Raw genomic sequence first — 21,201 nt, 5'->3', positions numbered from 1 at the left:
GGATGTAAGTCATTAGAATAACGCAGGAGCAGTTATCGAGCCCACTAGGTTACAAACCTCGCGCCGCGATTTAATCGTCCCTAGATTGAACAAATTTCAATCCGCAAAGATCAACACGCCCTAGTTCAAATATTGCATTCCAGCATGCCGTTACACTTTCTATATCGGTTTGATACTCCTTACGCGACACCAAGCGACCTTGCTGATTTAGGCTTAAAACGTGGTAACGTGAGCGATAATCAATATACGCCTGGATTAACTGCTGCTTTTGGGCTTTAGTGATACACCCAATCGCGGCAGCGTCTGTGAGTATTCTTACATTATCGGAAAACACCGTTAGCTGGCTAAACTGATTTGCGTTTTTGAGCACTAGGTATTGAGTTATAAATTCAATGTCGGTCATGGCGCCTACATCTTGTTTTAAATCAAATTGCTCAGAGTTTCCCTTAGCTAAGTGCGTGCGCATTTTTTCGCGCATTTTAAGCACATCCTGTTTGAGTGTATCTACATCGCGTGGGGCACATAATATCTCTTTACGAATTTGTGCAAAGCGCGCTCTTAGCTCATCTTGGCCTAATATAACGCGGGCGCGCACAAGCGCTTGGTGCTCCCAAGTCCATGCTTGGGTTTGCTGATAATGATTAAAGCTCTCTAAGTTAATAGCTAATAAACCAGAGGCGCCTTCAGGGCGCAGGCGTGTATCAAGCTCATACAATATGCCCGAGGCGGTACGGGTATTAAATAAATGCATTAAGCGCTGTGCAAGTTTTAAATAAAACTGTCGTGAGGTAATCGATTTATCGCCATTGGTACTGCTATTACCGTCGTGATTATGCACAAACACAAGGTCTAGGTCGGAGTCGTAGCCTACTTCAAAGCCGCCCGTTTTACCGTAGGCAATAACGGCAAAGCCTTTGTGTTCATCATCTGTGTTTGGTGGCATGCCAAAGCGCTTAACCGTGTTATACCACGCTATATTAACGGCTTGGTCTACCACAGCCTCGGCAAGAGCCGTTAAGTGATCGCTTACTTTCATAACATCAATCACACCGGTTGCATCGGCAGCCGCAATACGTAATTGATGTGTTTGCTTAAACTGCCTAAGCGCTTCCATTTGTAGCTCTAGGTCGTCGTGTTCTATACGCAAAAAATATTGTCGTATTTCATCTTTATAAGCGCTCAAAGGCGTAGGTTTGTAAAGCGCAGCAGGGTCTATTAGCTCATCAAGCAAAATAGGATAACGGGAAATATGCTCCCCTATCCATTTACTATGGCAACATAATAAAACAAGCTGCTTTAGCGCACCTTGGTTTTCGTACAGTAATTCAAGGTAAGCAGTACGCGATACAATTTTATTTAAAATTTGGCATACCAAGGTAAATGTCTCACCACTGGCATTAAAGTCACTGAGCTGTTTGAGCAATAAAGGCATTAGCTTGTCGAGAATATCTCGCCCGCGATTACCTATATTTACCTTACTCAAACGTTGTTTAAAATCATGAAGTGGCACTTGCCATTGCTCTTTTATATCGTTTAAAAAGCTAACATCACCATGATCCCAAGCACTTATAAACGCACCTTCGCAGGTATCAAGGGGAACGGTTTCCTCCCCTATCACCAATAAAAATTCATCGTGAATTTTAGCCATGACCTGCTCAATCTTGCTCATGGTATGGTCAAAGCTTTCAGACTCGAGTAAGTAATTTAAGCGCTCTTGATTAAGCTCATCATCGGGCAGGGTTTGTGTTTGTTGATCGTCAAACATTTGCAAGTATTGCTCTACTTTACGTAAGTGTAAGTAGTTGCGCTTTAGCTCATTCGCTTCTTGCTCATCCATCGCTTGGTTTAACGTTAACTGCTCTAAGGCGTACAGTAACGATTGTGTTTGTAAGTTAGCTTCTCGCCCACCACGGACCATTTGCAAAGCTTGTACAATAAATTCAACCTCGCGAATGCCACCAGCACCTAGTTTTATATTGTTGGTCAGGCGTTTTCGGCGAACCTCTTGGGCTATCATAAGCTTCATTTTTCTGAGCGATTCAATCACCGAAAAATCAATATATCGACGATAAACAAAGGGCTTTAAAAGCTGTATAAATTCATCCCAATATTGATTGGGTGTGCCAATTAGCCGCCCTTTTAGCATGGCGTAACGTTCCCAATCGCGCCCTTGCTCTTGGTAATAATCTTCTATGGCGTGAAAGCTCATCACTAAAGGCCCACTTTCACCAAATGGGCGCAAGCGCATATCAACCCTAAATACTTGGCCATCACCGGTTACTTGATTAAGTGCATTAATCAGTTTTTGTGCTACTTTGGTGTAAAACACTTGGGCTTCAATACGTTTACGCCCACCTTGGGTCGGTACATTGCGCGGATAAGCAAAAATCAAATCTATATCTGATGAATAATTAAGCTCGTGGCCGCCCAATTTACCCATGCCTAAAACCATTAAAGGCAAAGAGTTACCTTGCTCATCTAATGGCTCCCCTGCTGTTTTTGCCGTTTGCGCATGGGCCCATCTATTTGCGCTATTAATTAGCATATCAGCTAATAGGCTTATGTATTTTATACTGTCACTGATTGGGTTATCGCAACACAAATCGAGGTACGCTACTTTTAACCAGTATTTTTCTCGGTACTGTCTTAAAATCTTATTGCACTGGTTTTCATCTACCTGCTGCAAGTCAAGGCCGTCGAATGGCGCGGGCACGTCTCGGCTAAATTGCTCATCGGGGTTTATTAACCAGTCTTTTAGTTGAGGTTGCGACTCTAAACTGCGAAAAGCAAAGTCGCTCAAAGCACATAATTTTACAACTTCTTCTTGTATAGGTTGCTGCGGATACAGCTGTGCAAAGCGTGTTGAGCCAAGTTTTTGTAATTGAATAGGAAGTTGCATTTTGTTACTCATCAATCCTCTCTTTTATATATGCGCTAACCATACTAGAATAACTAAAACCAAGAAAGGTTATCTCTACTTAGGATCAGCATGTCATATTTATCATTATCTAACACTAGTTTAGTTGCGATTGCCATTAGTTTTGCGGTTATATGCATTACTATTTTTAGTCTTAGAATTGTCGCTCAAATAAAAGCAAAACAGGCACTTAAAGACGAACTAGCGCAGCATGATAATTTTGCAATGGGGATTAGTTTCGCCTCAGAAATTACCGTGGTTATTGCCACTATGGCGTTTTTATTTGATGAAATAAGTATGAGTACGGCACAACATAATCCATTAAAAGTGGTTATTTTAATTGTTCTATTATTTACATTTATAAAAGCCGGACATTTAATTCATAGAAAATGGATATTACATAGATTTAATGAAGAAGCTGCCATATTAAAGCAAAATGTATGCGCTGCATTGGTTGATTCTGGTATGTTATTAGCCAACTGTATTATTGCACTTGGCTTGTATACCTGGACTCATGCACAAGGGTTTAGTAACTTACTTATTGCTTTTGTTAGCTTTTTTACGCTCCAAGGGATGTTTGCGCTAGATAGTAAAATACGTGAATACCGCTTCGCTAAAGCAAACCAAGGTGCCTCACTGCAAAGTAACTTTAACCTAGAAAACACCTCTATCGGCATTAGATATGCTGGAAAATCAATAGGTTTAGCTCTAGCCGTGTATGCTGGATTATCTAGTGCGGCCTTTCAAAATGGAAAAATGGTCGAAAATATATTTACACTGGTAATGCATTGCGGTGTAATGTGGGTGTTATTATATTGTTTAAGTTTTGTAATAAAAGCAATTTCATTACCCAATATTGATGCCGCTTTAGAGGTCGACCATCAGGACAATATAGGCATAGCATGCATTGAGTTTGCTGTTTTTTGTGCTATAGGCTATTTACTTATTAGCATGTTTTCACTTTAACGCCACGCTATTAAATAAGTCGCCAAGCGCCCCGTATTTAGTTAACTGGCATAACACATTTGCATAAAGCAACGGGGCCCTATGTCATTTGAAGTAACTAACTATTTGTTAATTGATATAGATAACGAATTTAGTCGTACATTTGCCGAGTATTATTTCAAGCACGCGGCACCCAATACACCCAGCACCTTAATAGTTGCAGGCAGTAACACCCGTAAGCTGGTAAAAATGATGTTTGACGAACTCATTAAAGACTATTGCTATTGCGACCTAGAAAACGAAATTAGCGTATCTGAACTGGCCACTTACCTACACGAGCACCACGATATTCAGGGCGTATTATTTAATAACACCGACTATCTACTTGCCGACGACAAACAACGTTTTATATATAACTCCCTGCATGAAAAACGCTACGTAGTTAGCTTTGACGACAACGGCTATACATTTAATCGTATTACTGACGAAGGCTTTAAAAATCACTTATCGTGCGATACCGATATTGCCGAAACACCTAAAGATTTAATCGCACTTGCCAAGGCACTTAAACAAAAATAAATAATTGCGTACAACGCCCTGCTTACTTACCATAGCGCTATACACCTTTACGCTATAAAATAAGTGACCCCCATGCGAGTACCTCATATTTATCAGGCATCGAGTATTGCCTTAAACACCCCGGTTTCTTTAAACGACGATGCAGCGGGCCATATTGGCCGCGTATTGCGCATGAAAGTAGGCGAACATGTGTCTATTTTTAATGGCGAAGGCGGTGAATACTTCAGTGAAATTATTGAGGTAACTAAAAAAACAGTTGTTGTTATGCCACAACGTTTTGATGAGCATGATGTCGAGTCGCCGCTTAAAATTCATTTAGGGCAATGCGTATCACGTGGCGACAAAATGGACTTTACCATCCAAAAATCTGTTGAGCTTGGTATTAGCGAAATCACCCCTATTTTTAGTCAGCGCTGTGGCGTTAAACTCAGTGGCGACCGGTTAGAAAAAAAACACCAACAATGGCAAAAAATTGCAATTTCAGCCGCCGAACAATCGGGGCGTAACTTTGTGCCAGTTGTTCACACACCGGTTGATTTAAAGCAATGGCTTGAACAACAAACAGACGCCATTAAGCTCACTTTGCACCCTCGTGCCGAGCACAGCATTAAAACAATAACCGTTCCAAGCGCCGGTGTACGCTTTTTAGTAGGCCCTGAAGGCGGCTTTACCGATGAAGAAATGCTGCAAACTAAAGATCAGCACTTTGTTGATATTCGCTTAGGGCCGCGCGTTTTACGAACAGAAACGGCCGCTTTAACGGTCTTAAGTGCATTACAATTACAATTTGGCGATTTAGCTAATTGAAATAGCTCAATGGCACCCTCATATTAAAACTATTAGCACTCTAGTAGTCATTATAATTAGATTAAGGCACAGCGCATGGCGATAAAGTTAGGTATTATTTCTGATCCTATTAGTGGATTTAACATCAAAAAAGACACCGGTTTTGCAATGATGATGCAAGCGCAAAAACGTGGCTACGAAATTTACTACATGGAGATGGATGACTTATCGCTTCGCCAAGGTAAATCGTATGCAACCGCAGCAAAAGCGCAGGTATTTAACAACACCGAAAAGTGGTACGAACTTGAAGAAAAAACCACAATCGCGCTTGCCGACCTAGACGTTATTTTAATGCGAAAAGACCCACCGTTCGATACGGAGTACATCTACGCAACTTATATCTTAGAGCGTGCAGAGCAAGAAGGTACGTTAATTATTAATAAACCACAAAGCCTGCGCGATGCTAACGAAAAGCTATTTACAGCGTGGTTTAGCGAGCATACGCCAGATACGCTAGTAACACGCAGCCAAGCTCAAATACGCGCGTTTTTAGCTGAGCATAAAGACATTATTTTAAAACCACTCGATGGCATGGGCGGCGCATCTATTTTTCGTATTAAAGAAGATGATGCAAACATTGGCGTTATTTGCGAAACCTTAACTGAGCATGGTAGTCGCTTTGCCATGGTGCAAAATTACATTCCAGAGATCAAACAAGGTGATAAACGCGTATTGGTTGTTGATGGTGAAGTTATTCCGTATTGTTTAGCGCGTATTCCACAAAATGGTGAAACCCGCGGTAACTTAGCTGCAGGTGGCCGTGGTGAAGCCCGCCCCCTTAGCGAGTCAGACCTTAAAATAGCTCAAGCAGTTGCCCCTACGCTTAAAGAAAAAGGGTTAGTGTTTGTAGGGTTAGATATTATTGGCGACAAGCTCACCGAAATTAACGTAACAGCACCAACCTGCGTACGTGAAATTGAAGCCGCTTACGATATATCTATTACCGGTATTTTGTTTGACGCAATTGAGCGTAAGCTCGCTAAATAAACACCATTTAAAAGTCCATTAATTTAAGTATTTCATACAATTAATGGACTTTTTATACGCTACGTATATATCTATGCCATACTCAAAGTTCAATAAGTATTCATAAACTAAAAGGGTGAAATCTATGCAATCATTAGAAAATCATTTTTTAATCGCTATGCCGTCGATGCAAGACCCTTTTTTTAAACGTGCCGTTACCTATATTTGTGAGCACAATGAAGATGGGGCTATGGGATTGGTGATCAACCAGCCTATTGATGTGACCGTTGGTGAGCTTTTAGATAAAATAGAAATAGACAACGACAAAACCCAACAAGCCGCGCAAGTCTCTGTGTTTGCAGGTGGTCCGGTTAAAACCGACCGAGGTTTTGTACTTCATTCACCTCAGCCAGGCTACTCTGCAAGCCAAAAGCTTAGCAGTGATATAATGATCACCACATCAAAAGACGTACTTGCCAACCTGACCACCGCCCACGCACCTGAGCAATTTATTATTACGCTTGGTTATTCGGGCTGGGAGCAAGGTCAACTTGAGAAAGAGCTTTTAGATAACAGTTGGTTGATCATTAAAGCCGATCCGAAGATCATTTTTGATACGCCGGTAGAAAAACGCTGGGAAAAAGCAGTTTCAATGCTAGGCTTTGATGTTAGCCAACTTTGCAGCGAAGCTGGACACGCTTAAAGAACGATAATGACGAAAAAAAACCTTAAGCCGCAAGGCCAGCGCACCGTAATGGGCTTTGACTTTGGCACCAAAAGCATTGGTATTGCCATAGGACAAGAGCTCACAGGCAGTGCGTCTAGCTTAAAAGCGGTAAAAGCCCAAGATGGTATTCCTAATTGGGATCATATTGCGGTTCAAGTTAAAGAGTGGCAACCCGACTTAATGGTCGTCGGGTTACCCCTTAATATGGATGGTACTTCGCAAGAGGTAACCTTTAAGGCTAAAAAGTTTGCTAACCGCTTGCACAATCATTACGGCATACCGGTGCAAACACAAGATGAGCGACTCACAACCGCCGATGCTAAAGCGCGTTTATTTGAACACGGTGGCTATAAAAATTTAGGGAAAGGAAATGTCGATAATATGTCGGCAGTGATTATTTTAGAGAGTTTTTTTGAAGCCTGTTATGGTGAATAAATAATGCCGACTCCTTTAATTACATAGTCTATTTTAAAGGTCGAAAAACACCGCAGTGGTATAAAAAGTTATAAGTAATTTTATCCATAAAAAAAGCGCCCAGTGGCGCTTTTTTTATGGATAAAATACAGTGTTAATTGCTGTTTTTATCATCTAGTCCATCAATGGTTACACCTTGTAAAAATCCTGCACCTTGTTGCTCATTATTGCGCAGCTTAATCATTAAGCGTAAATCGTTTGGCGAATCAGCATGATGTAGTGCATCGGCGTAATTAATACGCTGCTGTTTGTATAGCTCAAATAAGGCTTGGTCAAAGGTTTGCATACCCATTTCTTTAGACTTAGACATGGCCTCTTTTATGCCACCAATATCCCCATTTTTAATTAGCTCTGCCACCATGGGTGAGTTTAATAATATTTCAATCGCGGCTACACGCCCTTCCCCATCAGAAGTGGGAATAAGTTGCTGGGCAACAATGGCGCGTAAATTTAGCGCTAAGTCGTACTTAAGCTTGTCGTGTTTTTCTTTAGGCACTAAGTGCATAATACGGTCAATGGCTTGGTTGGCATTATTAGCATGCAATGTAGCCACACATAAGTGACCCGTTTCGGCAAAGCTCAGTGCGTATTCCATGGTTTCTTGCGAGCGTATTTCACCAATTAAAATAACATCGGGAGCTTGGCGTAAAGAGCTTTTAAGTGCCGACTCAAAGCTGTCGGTATCAAGCCCTACTTCGCGCTGAGTAATAATACTTTTGCGGTGCTCGTGCACAAACTCAATCGGATCTTCAATGGTGAGTATATGGCCGCGCTGGTTGCGGTTTCTGTAACCGATTAAGGCAGCCAATGAAGTTGATTTACCCGTGCCAGTACCACCAACAAACAGCACTAGCCCGCGCTTTGACATAATCACATCAGTAAGTGTAGAGGGCAGCCCTAAATCACTTATATCAGGTATTTGCGTTACAATGCGGCGAATAACCATACCCGCTCTATCGCGCTGCCAAAAAGCCGATATACGAAAACGCCCTTCGTCTGTGGCTATCGCAAAGTTACACTCTTTAGTAGTATGAAATTCGTTTTTTTGTTTATCGCTCATCGCTGATTCTACAAGCGCAAGCGATTGCTCGTCACTTAACTTATCGTCGCTAAGAGCGATAAGCTCACCATTAATTTTTGCACTGACTGGTAATTGACTAGAGACAAATAAATCCGAGCCTTTTTTATCAATCATTATGTGTAAAAAGTGATTTAAAGATAAATTCATAATATGTCCTTAGCCACCAAACTGGGTTTTATCTTGGGCTTTTTCTTTTGCGGCTGCGGTTGTCACAATACCGTGATTAACTAAATTATTTAAACATTGATCCATGGTTTGCATGCCGTGTGATGCACCCGTTTGAATAGACGAATACATTTGTGCAATTTTATCTTCACGAATTAAGTTACGAATCGCCGGTACACCAATCATAATTTCGTGCGCGGCCACGCGTCCACCGCCAATTTTTTTAAGTAGTGTTTGCGAAATAACGGCGCGCAGTGACTCAGAAAGCATTGAGCGCACCATATCTTTTTCTTCACCTGGGAATACATCAATAATACGGTCAATCGTTTTTGGTGCTGAGGTGGTATGTAGCGTACCAAACACTAAGTGGCCGGTTTCTGCGGCGGTCATCGCAAGGCGAATAGTTTCTAAGTCACGTAGCTCACCAACAAGTATTACATCCGGGTCTTCACGCAGCGCGCTGCGCAGTGCATTAGAGAAGCTATGCGTATCTCGGTGTACTTCACGTTGGTTAATAAGACTGAGTTTATTATCGTGTACAAATTCGATAGGATCTTCAATGGTGAGGATATGGTGATGTTTTGTTTGATTTATATAATCGACCATAGCCGCAAGCGTTGTTGATTTACCCGAACCAGTTGGGCCGGTAACCAATACTAAACCACGCGGGTTATCTGATATTGTTTTAAAAATATCTGGCGCACCTAAATCCTCAAGCGTCAGTACATCGCTAGGGATGGTACGAAACACCGCTGCAGGGCCGCGGTTTGAGTTAAATGCGTTAACACGAAATCGAGCAAGGTTAGGCACTTCAAACGAAAAATCCACTTCTAGATTTTGTTCGTAGTCCTTGCGCTGATTATCGTTCATAATGTCGTAAACAAGGCTGTTTACATCTTTGTCTGCAAGTGCAGGTATATTAATGCGGCGAACATCACCATCTACGCGTATCATAGGTGAAACACCTGACGATAAGTGTAAATCAGATGCTTTGTGTTGCACACTAAACGCTAATAATTCGGTAATATCCATTTATGACTCCACAACTAACTGATAAATATATGGTTACAATAGCAGAACGACTCACATCCGCCTACGCTAGAATTGCCAGCGCGGCTAAAAATGCTAAACGTAGTAGCGATGCTATTACGCTGCTAGCAGTATCAAAAACAAAACCAAGCGACGATATTATTGCTGCCTACGAGCATGGCCAGCGCCAATTTGGTGAGTCTTATGTTCAAGAGGCTGTAGATAAAATAGCTCAACTACACACATTTAGCGACATCATTTGGCATTTCATTGGCCCTATTCAATCAAATAAAAGCGCCCTTGTTGCTGCACATTTTGATTGGGTACAAAGCGTAGATAGAATAAAAATAGCTAAGCGTTTAAACAGTCAACGTCCAGAAAACCTAGCGCCTTTAAATGTGCTTATTCAAGTAAATATAAGCGCCGAGGAGGCTAAATCGGGCTGCAGCGTAGAGCAAATCTCCGAACTAGCTGAGTTTATTGACCAATGTGAGCAACTCACTTTGCGTGGTTTAATGGCTATTCCGGCTAAAAGCGACGATCCGAGTGAGCAAAGTCAATCTTTTGAGCAATTACAAACTTGCTTTGATAAACTAAAGGCCCAATATCCTCATATAGATACGTTGTCGATGGGGATGAGCAATGATGTTGAAGCCTCCATTAGCGCAGGTTCAACCATGGTGAGGATCGGCACAGATATTTTTGGAACTCGAACTTAAAAGGTGATAACAGACATATGTCAGATAAAACAATCGCATTTATAGGCACAGGTAACATGAGCTACGCCATTATTGGTGGCATGGTAAAAAACGGTTTTAATGCAAACAACATCATTGCTACAAACCGCAACCAAGAAAAGCTTGCCAAGGTAGCAGACGATTTCAAGGTGAAAACCACCAGCGACAATAACGAAGCCTTACGCGATGCTGATGTCATTGTATTGTCTGTTAAACCACAAATGATGGGCGATTTATGTAAATCGTTTCAAGAATCGGGTATCGACTTTAGTGATAAACTGTTTATTTCGGTAGCGGCTGGCTTAACCGTTAAGCGTTTACGCGAAATGCTTGGCCAAAACGTTAAAATGGTACGTTGTATGCCAAACACGCCATCGCTACTAGGGCGTGGTGTATCGGGTTTATTTGGCGCAGATGAAACAGCCGAAGAGCACGACTTTGTACAACAAGTGTTTGAGTGCACAGGTATTGTTGTGTGGGTAGAGCAAGAGTCGCAAATTAACGATGTCATTGCTGTGACAGGTTCATCGCCCGCTTACTTTTTCTTATTTATGGAAGCCATTGAAGAAAAAGCGAAAGCACTTGGCTTTAACGATGAAGATGCGCGCCGCTTAGTACAGCAAACTGCGCTAGGTGCAGCCGAAATGGCATTGAGCCAACCAGAGATAAGCATTTCGCAATTACGCGCTAATGTAACCTCTAAAGGCGGCACCACCCATGCTGCGGTTGAGCATTTAAAAGACGAAGGCCTAGTGCAAACAGTTAGCGATGCAATGGATGCGTGTATTGCGCGTGCAATGCAAATGGAAAAAGAACTTTAAAATTACTTTTTATTGAAGGTTACACTATGAATGCCATGCAATTTTTGATCAGTACCCTGTTTGATTTGTTTTTAATGGTGGTACTTCTGCGTTTTTGGCTACAGTGGGCAAAAGCCGACTTTTACAACCCAATGAGCCAATTTGTGGTTAAAGCAACCTCGTTTGCAGTTAACCCGTTACGTAAAATTATACCTGGACTAGGTGGGCTGGATTTAGCCTCTCTATTGCTGGCATTTATTGTAGCCGTTGCCAAAATTAGTACTTTAATGTTGGTGATATACGGCGCATGGGCTGCGCAACCTGTGTTTATACAAGCACTTATTACCGTACTTAAAGAAGGCTTAAACCTTGTATTTTGGGTATTGATTATTCGCGCTATTTTAAGCTGGGTAAGTCAAGGTTATAACCCAATAGAAGCGGTTTTCCATCAGCTTACTGAGCCAATGCTCAAGCCACTTCGTAAAATTATTCCACCAATGGGTGGCTTAGATTTATCGGTGCTTGTACTAATTATTGGTATTCAGTTTTTACAAATGCTGCTAATGGACTTTTTAGCCTAAATTTTTTGTTATAAGCAAAAGAGGCCCTTTGGCCTCTTTTTTATATAGGACATCATAATGAACCGTTTAATTAAGTTTTGCTTTATTAGTTTTTTAGCCTTTGCTTTTAATGCCCACAGTGAAGACATGCAAGGCGCACAGTACAAAGAGCTGGGCCCTTGGCAAGTGCATTACATTGCTTTTCCATCTACCTTTATTCAGCCGCAAATAGCTAAAACATATGGCCTTGAGCGTAGTGGTTATAAAGGCATTGTTAATATTTCAGTACTGAAAAACAATAGCGATAAAACCGCGCAAACCGCTCAGCTCAGCGGCACCGCAAAAAACCTACTCGGCAATAAGCAAGCCCTTACTTTTAAAGAAGTAAAAGAAGGTGAATCAATTTATTACCTTGCGCAAGTAGACTACACCAACGAAGAGATTTTACGTTTTGAGATAAACATCCAGCAAGGTAGTCAGTCTCAAAAACTCACGTTTCAGCAAAAATTTTACGTAGATTAAAAACATGACCAAAACATTAGTGCTTGCCACAGGCAACCCTGGCAAAGTTAACGAGCTGGCCAATATGCTTAGCCCGCTTAATATAAATGTGCTTCCGCAAAGCGATTTTAACGTCGGCGAAGTGGCCGAAACCGGCACCACCTTTGTAGAGAACGCGATAATTAAAGCCCGCCATGCTGCTAAAATTACCGGTATGCCAGCCATTGCAGATGACTCAGGCTTAGAGGTAGATGGCTTAAATGGTGCACCGGGCGTGTACTCAGCTCGTTTTGCCGGTGAAAGCGCCAGCGATCAAGACAACATAGATAAACTACTTAACGAATTAGCCGATAACCCAAATCGTAAAGCCCGCTTTTGGTGTGTGCTGGTATTAATGCGCCACGCCGATGACCCTACCCCGCTAATTTGTAGCGCAAGCTGGGAAGGCAAAATTACACAAACCCAAAATGGCGAAGGGGGCTTTGGTTACGATCCGGTATTTTTTGTAGCAGAGCAAAACTGTACGAGTGCCGAGCTCACCAAAGAGCAAAAAAATGCGGTGAGTCATCGCGGCCAAGCACTTAAAAAGTTATTACTAGAGCTTAAAAGCAAAGGCGGCCTGTGAACCTTCCACCACTGAGCTTATATGTGCACGTACCTTGGTGCGTGCAAAAATGCCCCTATTGCGATTTTAATAGCCATGGGCAAAAAGGCGACATTCCTGAAGCTGAATATGTTCAGCATTTAATTGACGACTTAAAAGCCGATTTGCACTTGGTGCAAGGGCGTAAAATTCACAGTATTTTTATTGGCGGCGGTACACCAAGCTTATTAACTGGCGATGCATATACCCGCTTATTAAGCGAAGTCGATAACCTAATTGGCCTAAGTGACAACTGCGAAATAACCCTTGAGGCAAATCCTGGTACCGTAGAAACCGGGCGCTTTAAAGGGTACGTTAAAGCAGGTATTAACCGTATTTCTATTGGCGTGCAAAGCATGCAAAACGACAAGTTAAAGGCACTTGGCCGTATTCATGGTGCCGATGAAGCGCACTACGCTGCAGAGCAAGCTAAGCAAGCCGGGTTAAATAGCTTTAACCTTGATTTAATGCATGGCTTACCGGGGCAAAGCCTTGACGATGCGCTGAGCGATTTAAAAAAAATAATTGCTTTAAACCCGCCACATATTTCCTGGTATCAGCTCACTATTGAACCTAATACACAATTTGCATCCAAGCCGCCAACTTTGCCACAAGATGAAACCCTATGGGATATTCAAGAGCAAGGCCAAGCACTACTAGCTCAAGCCGGTTACATACAATATGAAATATCGGGCTATGCAAAGCCAGGCTTTCAATGCCAACATAACTTGAATTATTGGCGTTTTGGCGATTATCTCGGTATTGGCTGTGGCGCTCATGGTAAGGTGACTGATGCAAAAATCGGTATTATTACCCGTACTGAAAAAATTAAGCATCCGCGCGGTTACATGGATATGCTTAAGCCGTACTTGTATAAAAGCTGGCAAGTAGAGCAAGAAGATTTAGCCTTTGAATTTTTTATGAATCGCTTTCGCTTAATCGAGCCTTGCCCTATTGATGATTACAGTGCGCTGACTAATCAGCCATTGCAAAGCCAACAAGCAGCGTTAACTAAAGCAATAAATGCAGGTTTGTTAATACAAGAAAGCGGCCATTGGCAAGTTAGCCTCAAAGGGCATCGTTTTTTAAATGACCTGCTAGAATTGTTCGTGTAGTGGTTTTAACCACGCGCGATAAACATAAAATACAAGCAAATAAATATAATACACCCTAATGGGTTTCTAACAACAAAGGGAAAACAATGCGTAAACTTACCTTTATTGCAGCAGCCGTGAGCGTTGCTATTTTAGCCGGTTGCCAGCAGGCACCACAACAAACAACGCCAGCGCCTGCAGTGCAAGCGCAACCTGTGCAAAGCGAAATCGACAAAGCGAATGCGTTTTTTGAAGATACCTTTAACCGCGATGTAATGAACAGCCCGGTTTATCAAACTTACATGGGTATTAAAAAAGATTACGATAAATGGGATGACGGCAGCGAAGAGCAAAAACTAAAAGACCTTGCGCAAGCAAAAGAAGACTTAGTTACTTTAAATGCTATCAACCGCGACCTGCTTGATGATGCCACTAAAGTAAGTTACGACTTAAAAAAACAAGACCTAGAAAGCTCGATTGCTGATTTTAAATGGCGTTACCATAACTACCCGGTTAACCAAATGTTTGGTACGCACTCTATGGTGCCTGCGTTTTTAATAAACCAACATTCAATTAGTAATGTTAAAGAAGCTAAAGATTATATTGCGCGTTTAAACGGTGTACCGACTGTATTTGATCAGCTAATTACTGATTTAGAAACCCGTGCTGATAAAGGCATTATTGCGCCTAAATTTGTGTTCCCACATGTTATAGATTCGAGCAAAAACATCATTCATGGTGCGCCGTTTGAAAAAGGTGAAGACTCAACACTATTAGCCGACTTTAAACGTAAAGTAAGCGCTCTTGAAATTAGCCAAAATGAAAAAGATGCCTTAATTAGCGATGCAACTGATGCATTAAAATCAGCCGTTAAGCCTTCTTACTCTAAGTTAATTAATTACTTAGCACAGTTAGAAAAACGTGCAGATAACCGCGATGGCGCATGGAAACTGCCTGACGGCGAAGCGTTTTACAATAACGCACTTAAGCGCACCACAACAACTGACTTAACCGCTAAAGAAATTCATGCCATTGGCCTTGCTGAAGTAAAACGTATTCATGATGAAATGCGTGAAATTAAAGACAAAGTAGGTTTTAAAGGTGATTTAAAAGCGTTTATGCAGTTTATGAAAACGGATAAACAATTTTATTATGCCAATGACGAGCAAGGTAAACAGCGTTATTTAGATGAAGCTACTGGCCTAATCAACACCATGAAAACTCGTCTAGATGAGTTATTTATTGTTAAGCCAAAGGCTGATCTTAAAGTTAAAGCCGTTGAAGCGTTCCGCGAAAAAGCAGCAGGTAAAGCATTTTACCAACAACCTGCGCCAGATGGCTCACGCCCTGGTATTTACTACGCAAACCTTTACGACATGGAAGCAATGCCAACGTACCAAATGGAAGCATTAGCGTACCATGAGGGTATTCCGGGTCACCACATGCAAATTGCTATTTCACAAGAGCTTGAAGGTGTGCCTAAGTTTCGTAAGTTTGGTGGCTACACCGCTTACATTGAAGGTTGGGGCTTATACTCAGAGTACATTCCTAAAGAAATGGGCCTTTACTCAGACCCATACTCAGACTTTGGTCGCCTTTCTATGGAATTATGGCGTGCGTGTCGCCTAGTGGTTGATACCGGTATTCACGCAATGAAATGGACTCGCCAAGAAGGTATTGATTACTACGTAAATAATACGCCTAACGCCACATCTGACGGTGTTAAAATGGTTGAGCGTCACATTGTAATGCCATCGCAAGCGACTGCTTATAAAGTGGGTATGCTTAAAATTTTAGAGCTGCGTGAAGAGGCTAAAAAGCAACTAGGCGATAAGTTTGATATTCGTCAGTTCCACGACGTTATACTTAAAAATGGCCCTGTACCACTTAACGTATTAGAGAACTTTGTAAACGAGTGGGTAGCAAGTAAAAAAGCTTAATACTTGGTTATAAATAGAAAAAGGTCGCTGATGCGGCCTTTTTTGTTTTATAGTAATAAAAACGCTCAGAGGTAGAGTTAAGAATGGATTTAAGCATACAATTACTTAATGCGCGCATTGCTAAGCATCAGCTAGACGAGCTCGATAACGACTTTAAACAGTTAAGCCCGGCTCAGCAAACATTACAGCTAAACCACCTTTACGAAAGTGCTTTGCGGATGAGTATTAAATACGACTTTATGCAAAATGTGGCAACACGTATTTTAACAACCAACACCCCACCAGCACCTTTTATCAACCAATTAACAACGACTGATGCTTTAACGTTTTTTACACCTGCATTAAAAGAAAATAACGGCTTTTTAGCACAAGACAGCCAAGGAAATAATGTGCTGCACAATGTATTTAAACACGCCAATGCTCAAAAGCTGGCGTTTAACTATGTGCGCTCATTAATGCTATTTGAATCTAACGATAACTTAGTAAAAGCCCTTGCACAAACAAATGCTCGCGGCCTTACCCCTGTTGCCTGTTATATCGCCTATGCTGATAAACCTAGCACACCAATAAAGCATGAATTTTCAGCATTATTAGCGCTTATGGAAATAGAGCAAAAACAAAATCCAACCGCTAAACAGCAACTGGCAAATATATTAAAAGGCGCTGATATAAACGAAACCAGCATTTTACTTAGCGCTGCTTACCTACAGCGCTCAACCGCGCAAATTGCCCACTTAGTTAGAGCAATTTAGTCACTTAAGTAATATTCAACACTGGTGACCACCCTCACCTTTTTGATATGTGGCGTATTTGAATCGCGATTGCTAATGCTAAATTGCCCTTGGCGAGCGGATTTTATTTTACCCAGCGTTGAGTTCGAATCTTTAGCAAATTTGTTGGCAACTTCACGGGCTTTTTCTGTAGCCTCTTGCACCATTGCAGGCTTTATATCGTTAAGGCCGGTAAATAAATACTCAACTTTGGTTTCGTAACTATTTTGCACAATGGCAATGCCCTGTTTAGCTAATTGACTCACTTTACTCAGCGCATTTTGTACTTTGTCGGGCGCGTTCGAATACACAATAATATTAGCGCGTACCAAGTAACGAAACTTTTGATTATCGTTAGCGTATTCACGGGCTTGCTTATCAATAATCGACTGGCTACCCGTGCTTATTTCGTCATCATCAAAGCCATGTAGCTTTAAAAATGCAATAACAGCATCGTTTTTTTGCTCAACCCGACTAACCAGTTTTTCTAAGTCGTTGTCTGCATCACTGTATTGCAGCGGCCAAATTACCGTATCAGCGCTAACTTCACGCTCAGCTAATCCTTTCACCTGCACACTACGTTCCATGCTTTTTACATCTACTGCGGCACTTTTAATAATAAAGCCTAATAAAATTAAGCCTATACTTAGGCAAATTGCGGCTATAACGGTGTAAAAACCGGGTGTTTTATTCACAAAAAACTCCTTGATTGATATCAATAATAAGTATCTATGCGCTCGAAATAACACAGCAAACAGGGTACATTGAGACTATAAATAACGCAAAATATAATCAGCCAAGGATATGCCATGAGCTTAAAGCGCATCAGCCAATTTTTTAATCCGGCCTCGGTAGCCGTTATTGGCGCCTCGAATACTCCCACACGCGCGGGGTTTGTGGTTATGCGCAATTTATTACAAGGTGGGTTTAAAGGGCCAATCATGCCCGTAACCCCTACCCATAGTGCGGTACACGGCGTGCTTGCCTACCCTGATATTGCCGCGCTGCCCAAAGTGCCCGACTTAGCCGTTATTTGTACAAATAAAAATACCTTACTGAGCATTATCGAGCAGCTAGGTGAGCTTGGCTGTAAAAGTGCAATTGTGATTGCTGATGGGCTCTCATTGAACCAAAAAACAGCCTTAAAGCGCGCTGCAAATGCCCATCACGTTACTTTGCTTGGGCCTAATTGTTTAGGGCTGCTCATTCCGCATATTGGCCTTAATGCAAGCTTTTCCCACACAGTTGCAGCACCAGGGAAACTGGCATTTATATCGCAATCCGCAGCGGTGTGTTCCACTATTTTAGATTGGGCTAAAAATAAAGAAATTGGCTTTTCGTATTTTGTTTCGGTCGGTGATTGCCTAGATATCGATTTTGATGAGCTGCTCGATTTTTTAGGCCGCGATGCTAAAACCAAAGCGATTTTGCTCTACATAGATAATATTGAGGATATTCGCGGGTTTATATCGGCAGCACGGGCAGCGGCTTTTAGTAAGCCGGTTATTGCCATTAAAACGGGAAAAACCGGAGCAGGCGCACTGGCTGCTGAAATTCATACCGGTGGCAAGCAAAGTTCAGATGCAGTGTACGATGCGCTTTTTCAACGCGCCGGTATGCTACGTGTTAGTGATCTGCGCGAACTTTTTGCAGCCACGCAAACACTTGCCATCCACCCTAAATTACTAAAAGTTGAGCAGTTAACCATTTTAACCAACGGCGGCGGCCCGGGGGTTATGGCGGTCGATGAGCTTATTTTAAATTCGGGCAAACTTACCCAGCTTAGCGAGCAAACACGCTCCGCACTCAATAAAGTTATTCCGCAGTCGGATACTACATCTAACCCTGTCGATATTTTTGGCGACTCTGCTCCGGCGCGTTACAAGCAAGCATTAGAAATTTTACTTCACGCCGAAGAAGTTAAAAACTTACTTATTATTCATACCCCTTCGGCACTGGCACCAAGTGAAGACTACGCCGATATGATAGTGCAAACCTTACAAAAAATACCAAAGATGGCACGCCCTTATGTAATGACCAACTTTATGGGTGAAGATGCGGCTTATGCCGCGAGGCGTGTTTGCTCTAACCACACTATTCCAACCTATCGTACGCCTGAGGGTGCGGTTGGCGCATTTATGCATTTAGTTAGCTATCGTCGTAACCAAAAACATTTAACGCAAACACCCGAATCAAATACCGATGATGCAAAAATAAATAAATCAGCGGCCACTACGCTCATTAACGAGTTTTTAGAAGAAGAGCAAAGCTACTTACCCACTCATCAAGCAAGCCAAATTCTTAGTCATTATGGTGTTGAGTGTATTCAAACAGAAGTAGCCTACACGCCCACAGAGGCGCGTGAGCAAGCAATTGAACTAGGTTTTCCGGTAGCGTTAAAGTTGATTAGCCCAAGTATTGCCTCAAAATCAGAAGTAGGGGGCGTGGTTCTTAACTTAAACGATGCAAACGAGGTTGAACAAACCGCCTTTGCCATGCAGATACGAATTAAAAACACCTATCCAGATGCTGTTATTGAAGGGTTTTCATTGCAAAAAATGGCGCCGCGCGCCGGCGCTAATGAACTGCGAATCGCCATTAAAACTGAGCCTAATTTTGGCCCTGTTATATTACTTGGTGAAGCGGGTAATGGGTTAGAGTATGCCCAAGCAGCCGTTGCTTTGCCGCCGCTTAATATGAACTTAGCTAAATACCTCATTGCAGCCGCAAACGATAAAGGCGTATTAAAAGATCGTATTTTGCCAGAAAAGGTCGACAAATATCGCTTGTGCGCCCTGCTCACACGTATATCTCAACTTGTTGTCGATCAGCCCGATATAAGTGCCATGGAACTTAATCCTATTTTAGCCAGCAATGGGAAATTTTTGGTGCTTGATGCCACTATTAGTGTTAATCGCTATCAGGCACGCAGCGATCGTAAACGTTTGTGTATCCGCCCTTACCCTATTGATCTTGTAGAAGAAGTAACCCTTAAAAATAATACACGAGCTACATTAAGGCCTATTCGTCCAGAGGATGAAAAAGCCCACCAAGAGTTTGATCAATCACTCAACAAAGAAGATCGTTACAAACGCTTTTTTGGTGAGCTGCCCCAGTTTAACCACGATCAGCTCGCAAAAATGACGCAAATAGATTACGACCGAGAAATGGCCTTTATTGTTTGCCAGCGCTTTGAAGGTAAAAGCCGCACCCTAGGTGTAGCACGCGTTATTATGGACCCTGATAATTTACATGCTGAGTTTGCAACCGTGGTTCGCTCTGACTACCAAGGCTTAGGGCTTGGCAGACTGCTTATGAGCGCTGCAATAAATCATTGTAAGCGCCAAGGCGTAGAAGTAATTGAAGGCATAACACTGCCTGAGAACACCGGCATGATTGAGCTTGCCCGTAAGTTAGGTTTTACAATTAGCCGTGATTTTGAAGAAGGCAGTATTAATATGCTGTTAAAGCTAAACACATGAGCAGCACAGCAAGGCAAACTTTAGCGCAGGTATTTGAAGGGACTGGCGATTACCGAAAAGCGGGGCATATACTCGACACCGCGCTGATTGCTTTAATTATGCTTAACGTTATTGCTATTGTGTTGGAATCAGTACCGAGTATAAACAAAGTATATTACCCGCAGTTTTTACTATTAGAGGTTATTTCGGTGGCTATTTTTAGCCTTGAATACCTTGCAAGGCTTTGGGCCTGTGTCGATAAAAGCAAATACGCAGCTATAAAAGGTTCAAACGCAAAACGCCGGCTGCATTATTTTTTATCACCTTTGGCTCTTATCGATTTAATAGCCATTTTACCCAGCTTGTTAATGTTTGTGTTTCCTCTGGATTTGCGTTTTTTACGTGTATTAAGGCTGTTAAGAGTATTTAAACTTACTCGTTATTCACGTGCAATGCAGTTGTTATTACAAGCATTTAAAGACGAAGCGAGCTCGTTACTGGCCGCGTTTTTTATTATGTCGGTACTGCTAATACTTGCCTCCTGCGGTATTTATTTATTGGAGCACGATATTCAGCCAGATAAATTTGGCTCTATTCCTGCGGCTATGTGGTGGGCTATGGCGACCCTCACTACGGTTGGGTATGGTGATGTTGTACCGCTAACGCCACTTGGTAAACTATTTGGTGGCGTAGTCACTTTGGTGAGCATGGGAATGGTGGCAATTCCTACAGGCTTGCTTGCCTCTAGTTTTTCGGAGCAAATACGTAAACGCCGGCAATTTTTTGAAGATGCCGTACATGAGCAAATTCACCAAGGCAGTTTAGATGACTCACAGCGTTTGCACTTAGAGGAGCTGCGCTACAAGTTAGGTTTAAGTAAGCTTGAGGCCAATAAAGCAATTAAAACGCAGCTTAATCAACGCAACAGCCATTTATTTTGCCGCCACTGTGGTAAACGCCAATAAG

General features: G+C 42.1%; 20 protein-coding genes. 16 read left to right on the top strand and 4 right to left on the bottom strand.

Annotated features, from left to right (window positions below; translation table 11 throughout):
• Positions 1 to 70: 70 nt before the first annotated feature.
• The gene (gene glnE / locus AN395_RS15960) at positions 71 to 2,911 is read right to left on the bottom strand and encodes a bifunctional [glutamate--ammonia ligase]-adenylyl-L-tyrosine phosphorylase/[glutamate--ammonia-ligase] adenylyltransferase (RefSeq protein ID WP_054983577.1); all 2,841 of its coding nucleotides are present in this window, start codon (positions 2,909 to 2,911) and stop codon (positions 71 to 73) included.
• A gap of 78 nt (positions 2,912 to 2,989) precedes the next feature.
• On the opposite strand from glnE, the gene AN395_RS15955 reads away from it, so the two are divergent.
• From AN395_RS15955 to ruvX, 6 genes are all read left to right on the top strand, one after another.
• Positions 2,990 to 3,883 (top strand): hypothetical protein, encoded by an 894-nt coding sequence (locus AN395_RS15955; RefSeq protein ID WP_024031545.1) that lies wholly within the window; start codon positions 2,990 to 2,992, stop codon positions 3,881 to 3,883.
• Between the two features lie 81 nt (positions 3,884 to 3,964).
• Complete coding sequence (locus tag AN395_RS15950; RefSeq protein WP_024031544.1) at positions 3,965 to 4,441, top strand: hypothetical protein; 477 nt, start codon at positions 3,965 to 3,967, stop codon at positions 4,439 to 4,441.
• A 72-nt stretch (positions 4,442 to 4,513) separates the two neighbouring features.
• Positions 4,514 to 5,248 (top strand): 16S rRNA (uracil(1498)-N(3))-methyltransferase, encoded by a 735-nt coding sequence (gene rsmE / locus AN395_RS15945; RefSeq protein ID WP_054983576.1) that lies wholly within the window; start codon positions 4,514 to 4,516, stop codon positions 5,246 to 5,248.
• A 75-nt stretch (positions 5,249 to 5,323) separates the two neighbouring features.
• Entirely contained in the window at positions 5,324 to 6,274 is a 951-nt protein-coding gene (gene gshB, locus AN395_RS15940; protein ID WP_029772385.1) for a glutathione synthase, read from the top strand.
• A gap of 124 nt (positions 6,275 to 6,398) precedes the next feature.
• Positions 6,399 to 6,956: a YqgE/AlgH family protein gene (locus tag AN395_RS15935; protein WP_004586843.1), complete on the top strand. Its 558-nt coding sequence runs from the start codon at positions 6,399 to 6,401 to the stop codon at positions 6,954 to 6,956.
• A 9-nt stretch (positions 6,957 to 6,965) separates the two neighbouring features.
• Complete coding sequence (gene ruvX / locus AN395_RS15930) at positions 6,966 to 7,415, top strand: Holliday junction resolvase RuvX (protein ID WP_054983575.1); 450 nt, start codon at positions 6,966 to 6,968, stop codon at positions 7,413 to 7,415.
• Positions 7,416 to 7,548: 133 nt separating this feature from the next.
• On the opposite strand, the gene AN395_RS15925 is transcribed toward ruvX, so the two are convergent.
• Both AN395_RS15925 and AN395_RS15920 read right to left on the bottom strand, forming a co-directional pair.
• On the bottom strand, positions 7,549 to 8,682 hold the full coding sequence (locus AN395_RS15925; RefSeq protein WP_054983574.1) for a PilT/PilU family type 4a pilus ATPase: 1,134 nt from the start codon (positions 8,680 to 8,682) through the stop codon (positions 7,549 to 7,551).
• 9 nt (positions 8,683 to 8,691) lie between these two features.
• Positions 8,692 to 9,732 carry a type IV pilus twitching motility protein PilT gene (locus AN395_RS15920; RefSeq protein WP_004586840.1) on the bottom strand — a complete coding sequence of 347 codons (1,041 nt, stop codon included), beginning with the start codon at positions 9,730 to 9,732 and terminating at the stop codon, positions 8,692 to 8,694.
• A gap of 2 nt (positions 9,733 to 9,734) precedes the next feature.
• On the opposite strand from AN395_RS15920, the gene AN395_RS15915 reads away from it, so the two are divergent.
• The 8 genes from AN395_RS15915 to AN395_RS15880 all read left to right on the top strand — a co-directional run bounded on the left by AN395_RS15915 (position 9,735) and on the right by AN395_RS15880 (position 16,756).
• A complete protein-coding gene (locus tag AN395_RS15915) occupies positions 9,735 to 10,448 on the top strand; it encodes a YggS family pyridoxal phosphate-dependent enzyme (protein WP_054983573.1) in 714 nt (237 codons plus the stop codon).
• Between the two features lie 17 nt (positions 10,449 to 10,465).
• Positions 10,466 to 11,287 (top strand): pyrroline-5-carboxylate reductase, encoded by an 822-nt coding sequence (gene proC / locus AN395_RS15910; protein ID WP_054983572.1) that lies wholly within the window; start codon positions 10,466 to 10,468, stop codon positions 11,285 to 11,287.
• A 26-nt stretch (positions 11,288 to 11,313) separates the two neighbouring features.
• A complete protein-coding gene (locus AN395_RS15905; RefSeq protein ID WP_004586837.1) occupies positions 11,314 to 11,847 on the top strand; it encodes a YggT family protein in 534 nt (177 codons plus the stop codon).
• A gap of 57 nt (positions 11,848 to 11,904) precedes the next feature.
• A complete protein-coding gene (locus tag AN395_RS15900) occupies positions 11,905 to 12,348 on the top strand; it encodes a DUF4426 domain-containing protein (protein WP_004586836.1) in 444 nt (147 codons plus the stop codon).
• 4 nt (positions 12,349 to 12,352) lie between these two features.
• A complete protein-coding gene (locus AN395_RS15895) occupies positions 12,353 to 12,952 on the top strand; it encodes an XTP/dITP diphosphatase (RefSeq protein ID WP_054983571.1) in 600 nt (199 codons plus the stop codon).
• Positions 12,949 to 14,085, top strand: a complete 1,137-nt coding sequence (hemW, locus tag AN395_RS15890; protein WP_054983570.1) for a radical SAM family heme chaperone HemW — start codon at positions 12,949 to 12,951, stop codon at positions 14,083 to 14,085. The genes AN395_RS15895 and hemW overlap by 4 nt, the downstream gene beginning before the upstream one ends.
• 86 nt (positions 14,086 to 14,171) lie before the next feature.
• Entirely contained in the window at positions 14,172 to 16,004 is a 1,833-nt protein-coding gene (locus tag AN395_RS15885; RefSeq protein ID WP_054983569.1) for a DUF885 family protein, read from the top strand.
• Between the two features lie 83 nt (positions 16,005 to 16,087).
• Entirely contained in the window at positions 16,088 to 16,756 is a 669-nt protein-coding gene (locus tag AN395_RS15880) for a hypothetical protein (protein ID WP_004586832.1), read from the top strand.
• Here AN395_RS15880 and AN395_RS15875 read toward each other — a convergent pair.
• Positions 16,753 to 17,469 (bottom strand): SIMPL domain-containing protein, encoded by a 717-nt coding sequence (locus AN395_RS15875; protein ID WP_004586831.1) that lies wholly within the window; start codon positions 17,467 to 17,469, stop codon positions 16,753 to 16,755. The genes AN395_RS15880 and AN395_RS15875 overlap by 4 nt on opposite strands.
• A 114-nt stretch (positions 17,470 to 17,583) precedes the next feature.
• Between AN395_RS15875 and AN395_RS15870 the strand changes: the two genes are divergently transcribed.
• Together AN395_RS15870 and AN395_RS15865 are read left to right on the top strand one after the other, a co-directional pair.
• The gene (locus AN395_RS15870) at positions 17,584 to 20,256 is read left to right on the top strand and encodes a bifunctional acetate--CoA ligase family protein/GNAT family N-acetyltransferase (protein ID WP_054983568.1); all 2,673 of its coding nucleotides are present in this window, start codon (positions 17,584 to 17,586) and stop codon (positions 20,254 to 20,256) included.
• The gene (locus AN395_RS15865; protein ID WP_004586829.1) at positions 20,253 to 21,200 is read left to right on the top strand and encodes an ion transporter; all 948 of its coding nucleotides are present in this window, start codon (positions 20,253 to 20,255) and stop codon (positions 21,198 to 21,200) included. Before AN395_RS15870 ends, AN395_RS15865 begins: the two co-directional genes overlap by 4 nt.
• The last annotated feature ends 1 nt before the right edge of the window (position 21,201 follow it).

Source organism: Pseudoalteromonas sp. P1-30, assembly GCF_001400005.1.
GTDB classification, from domain to species: Bacteria; Pseudomonadota; Gammaproteobacteria; order Enterobacterales; family Alteromonadaceae; genus Pseudoalteromonas; species Pseudoalteromonas atlantica.
The sequence above is the reverse complement of the archived record's forward strand: the minus strand, read 5'-3'. Positions and strand labels throughout refer to the sequence as shown.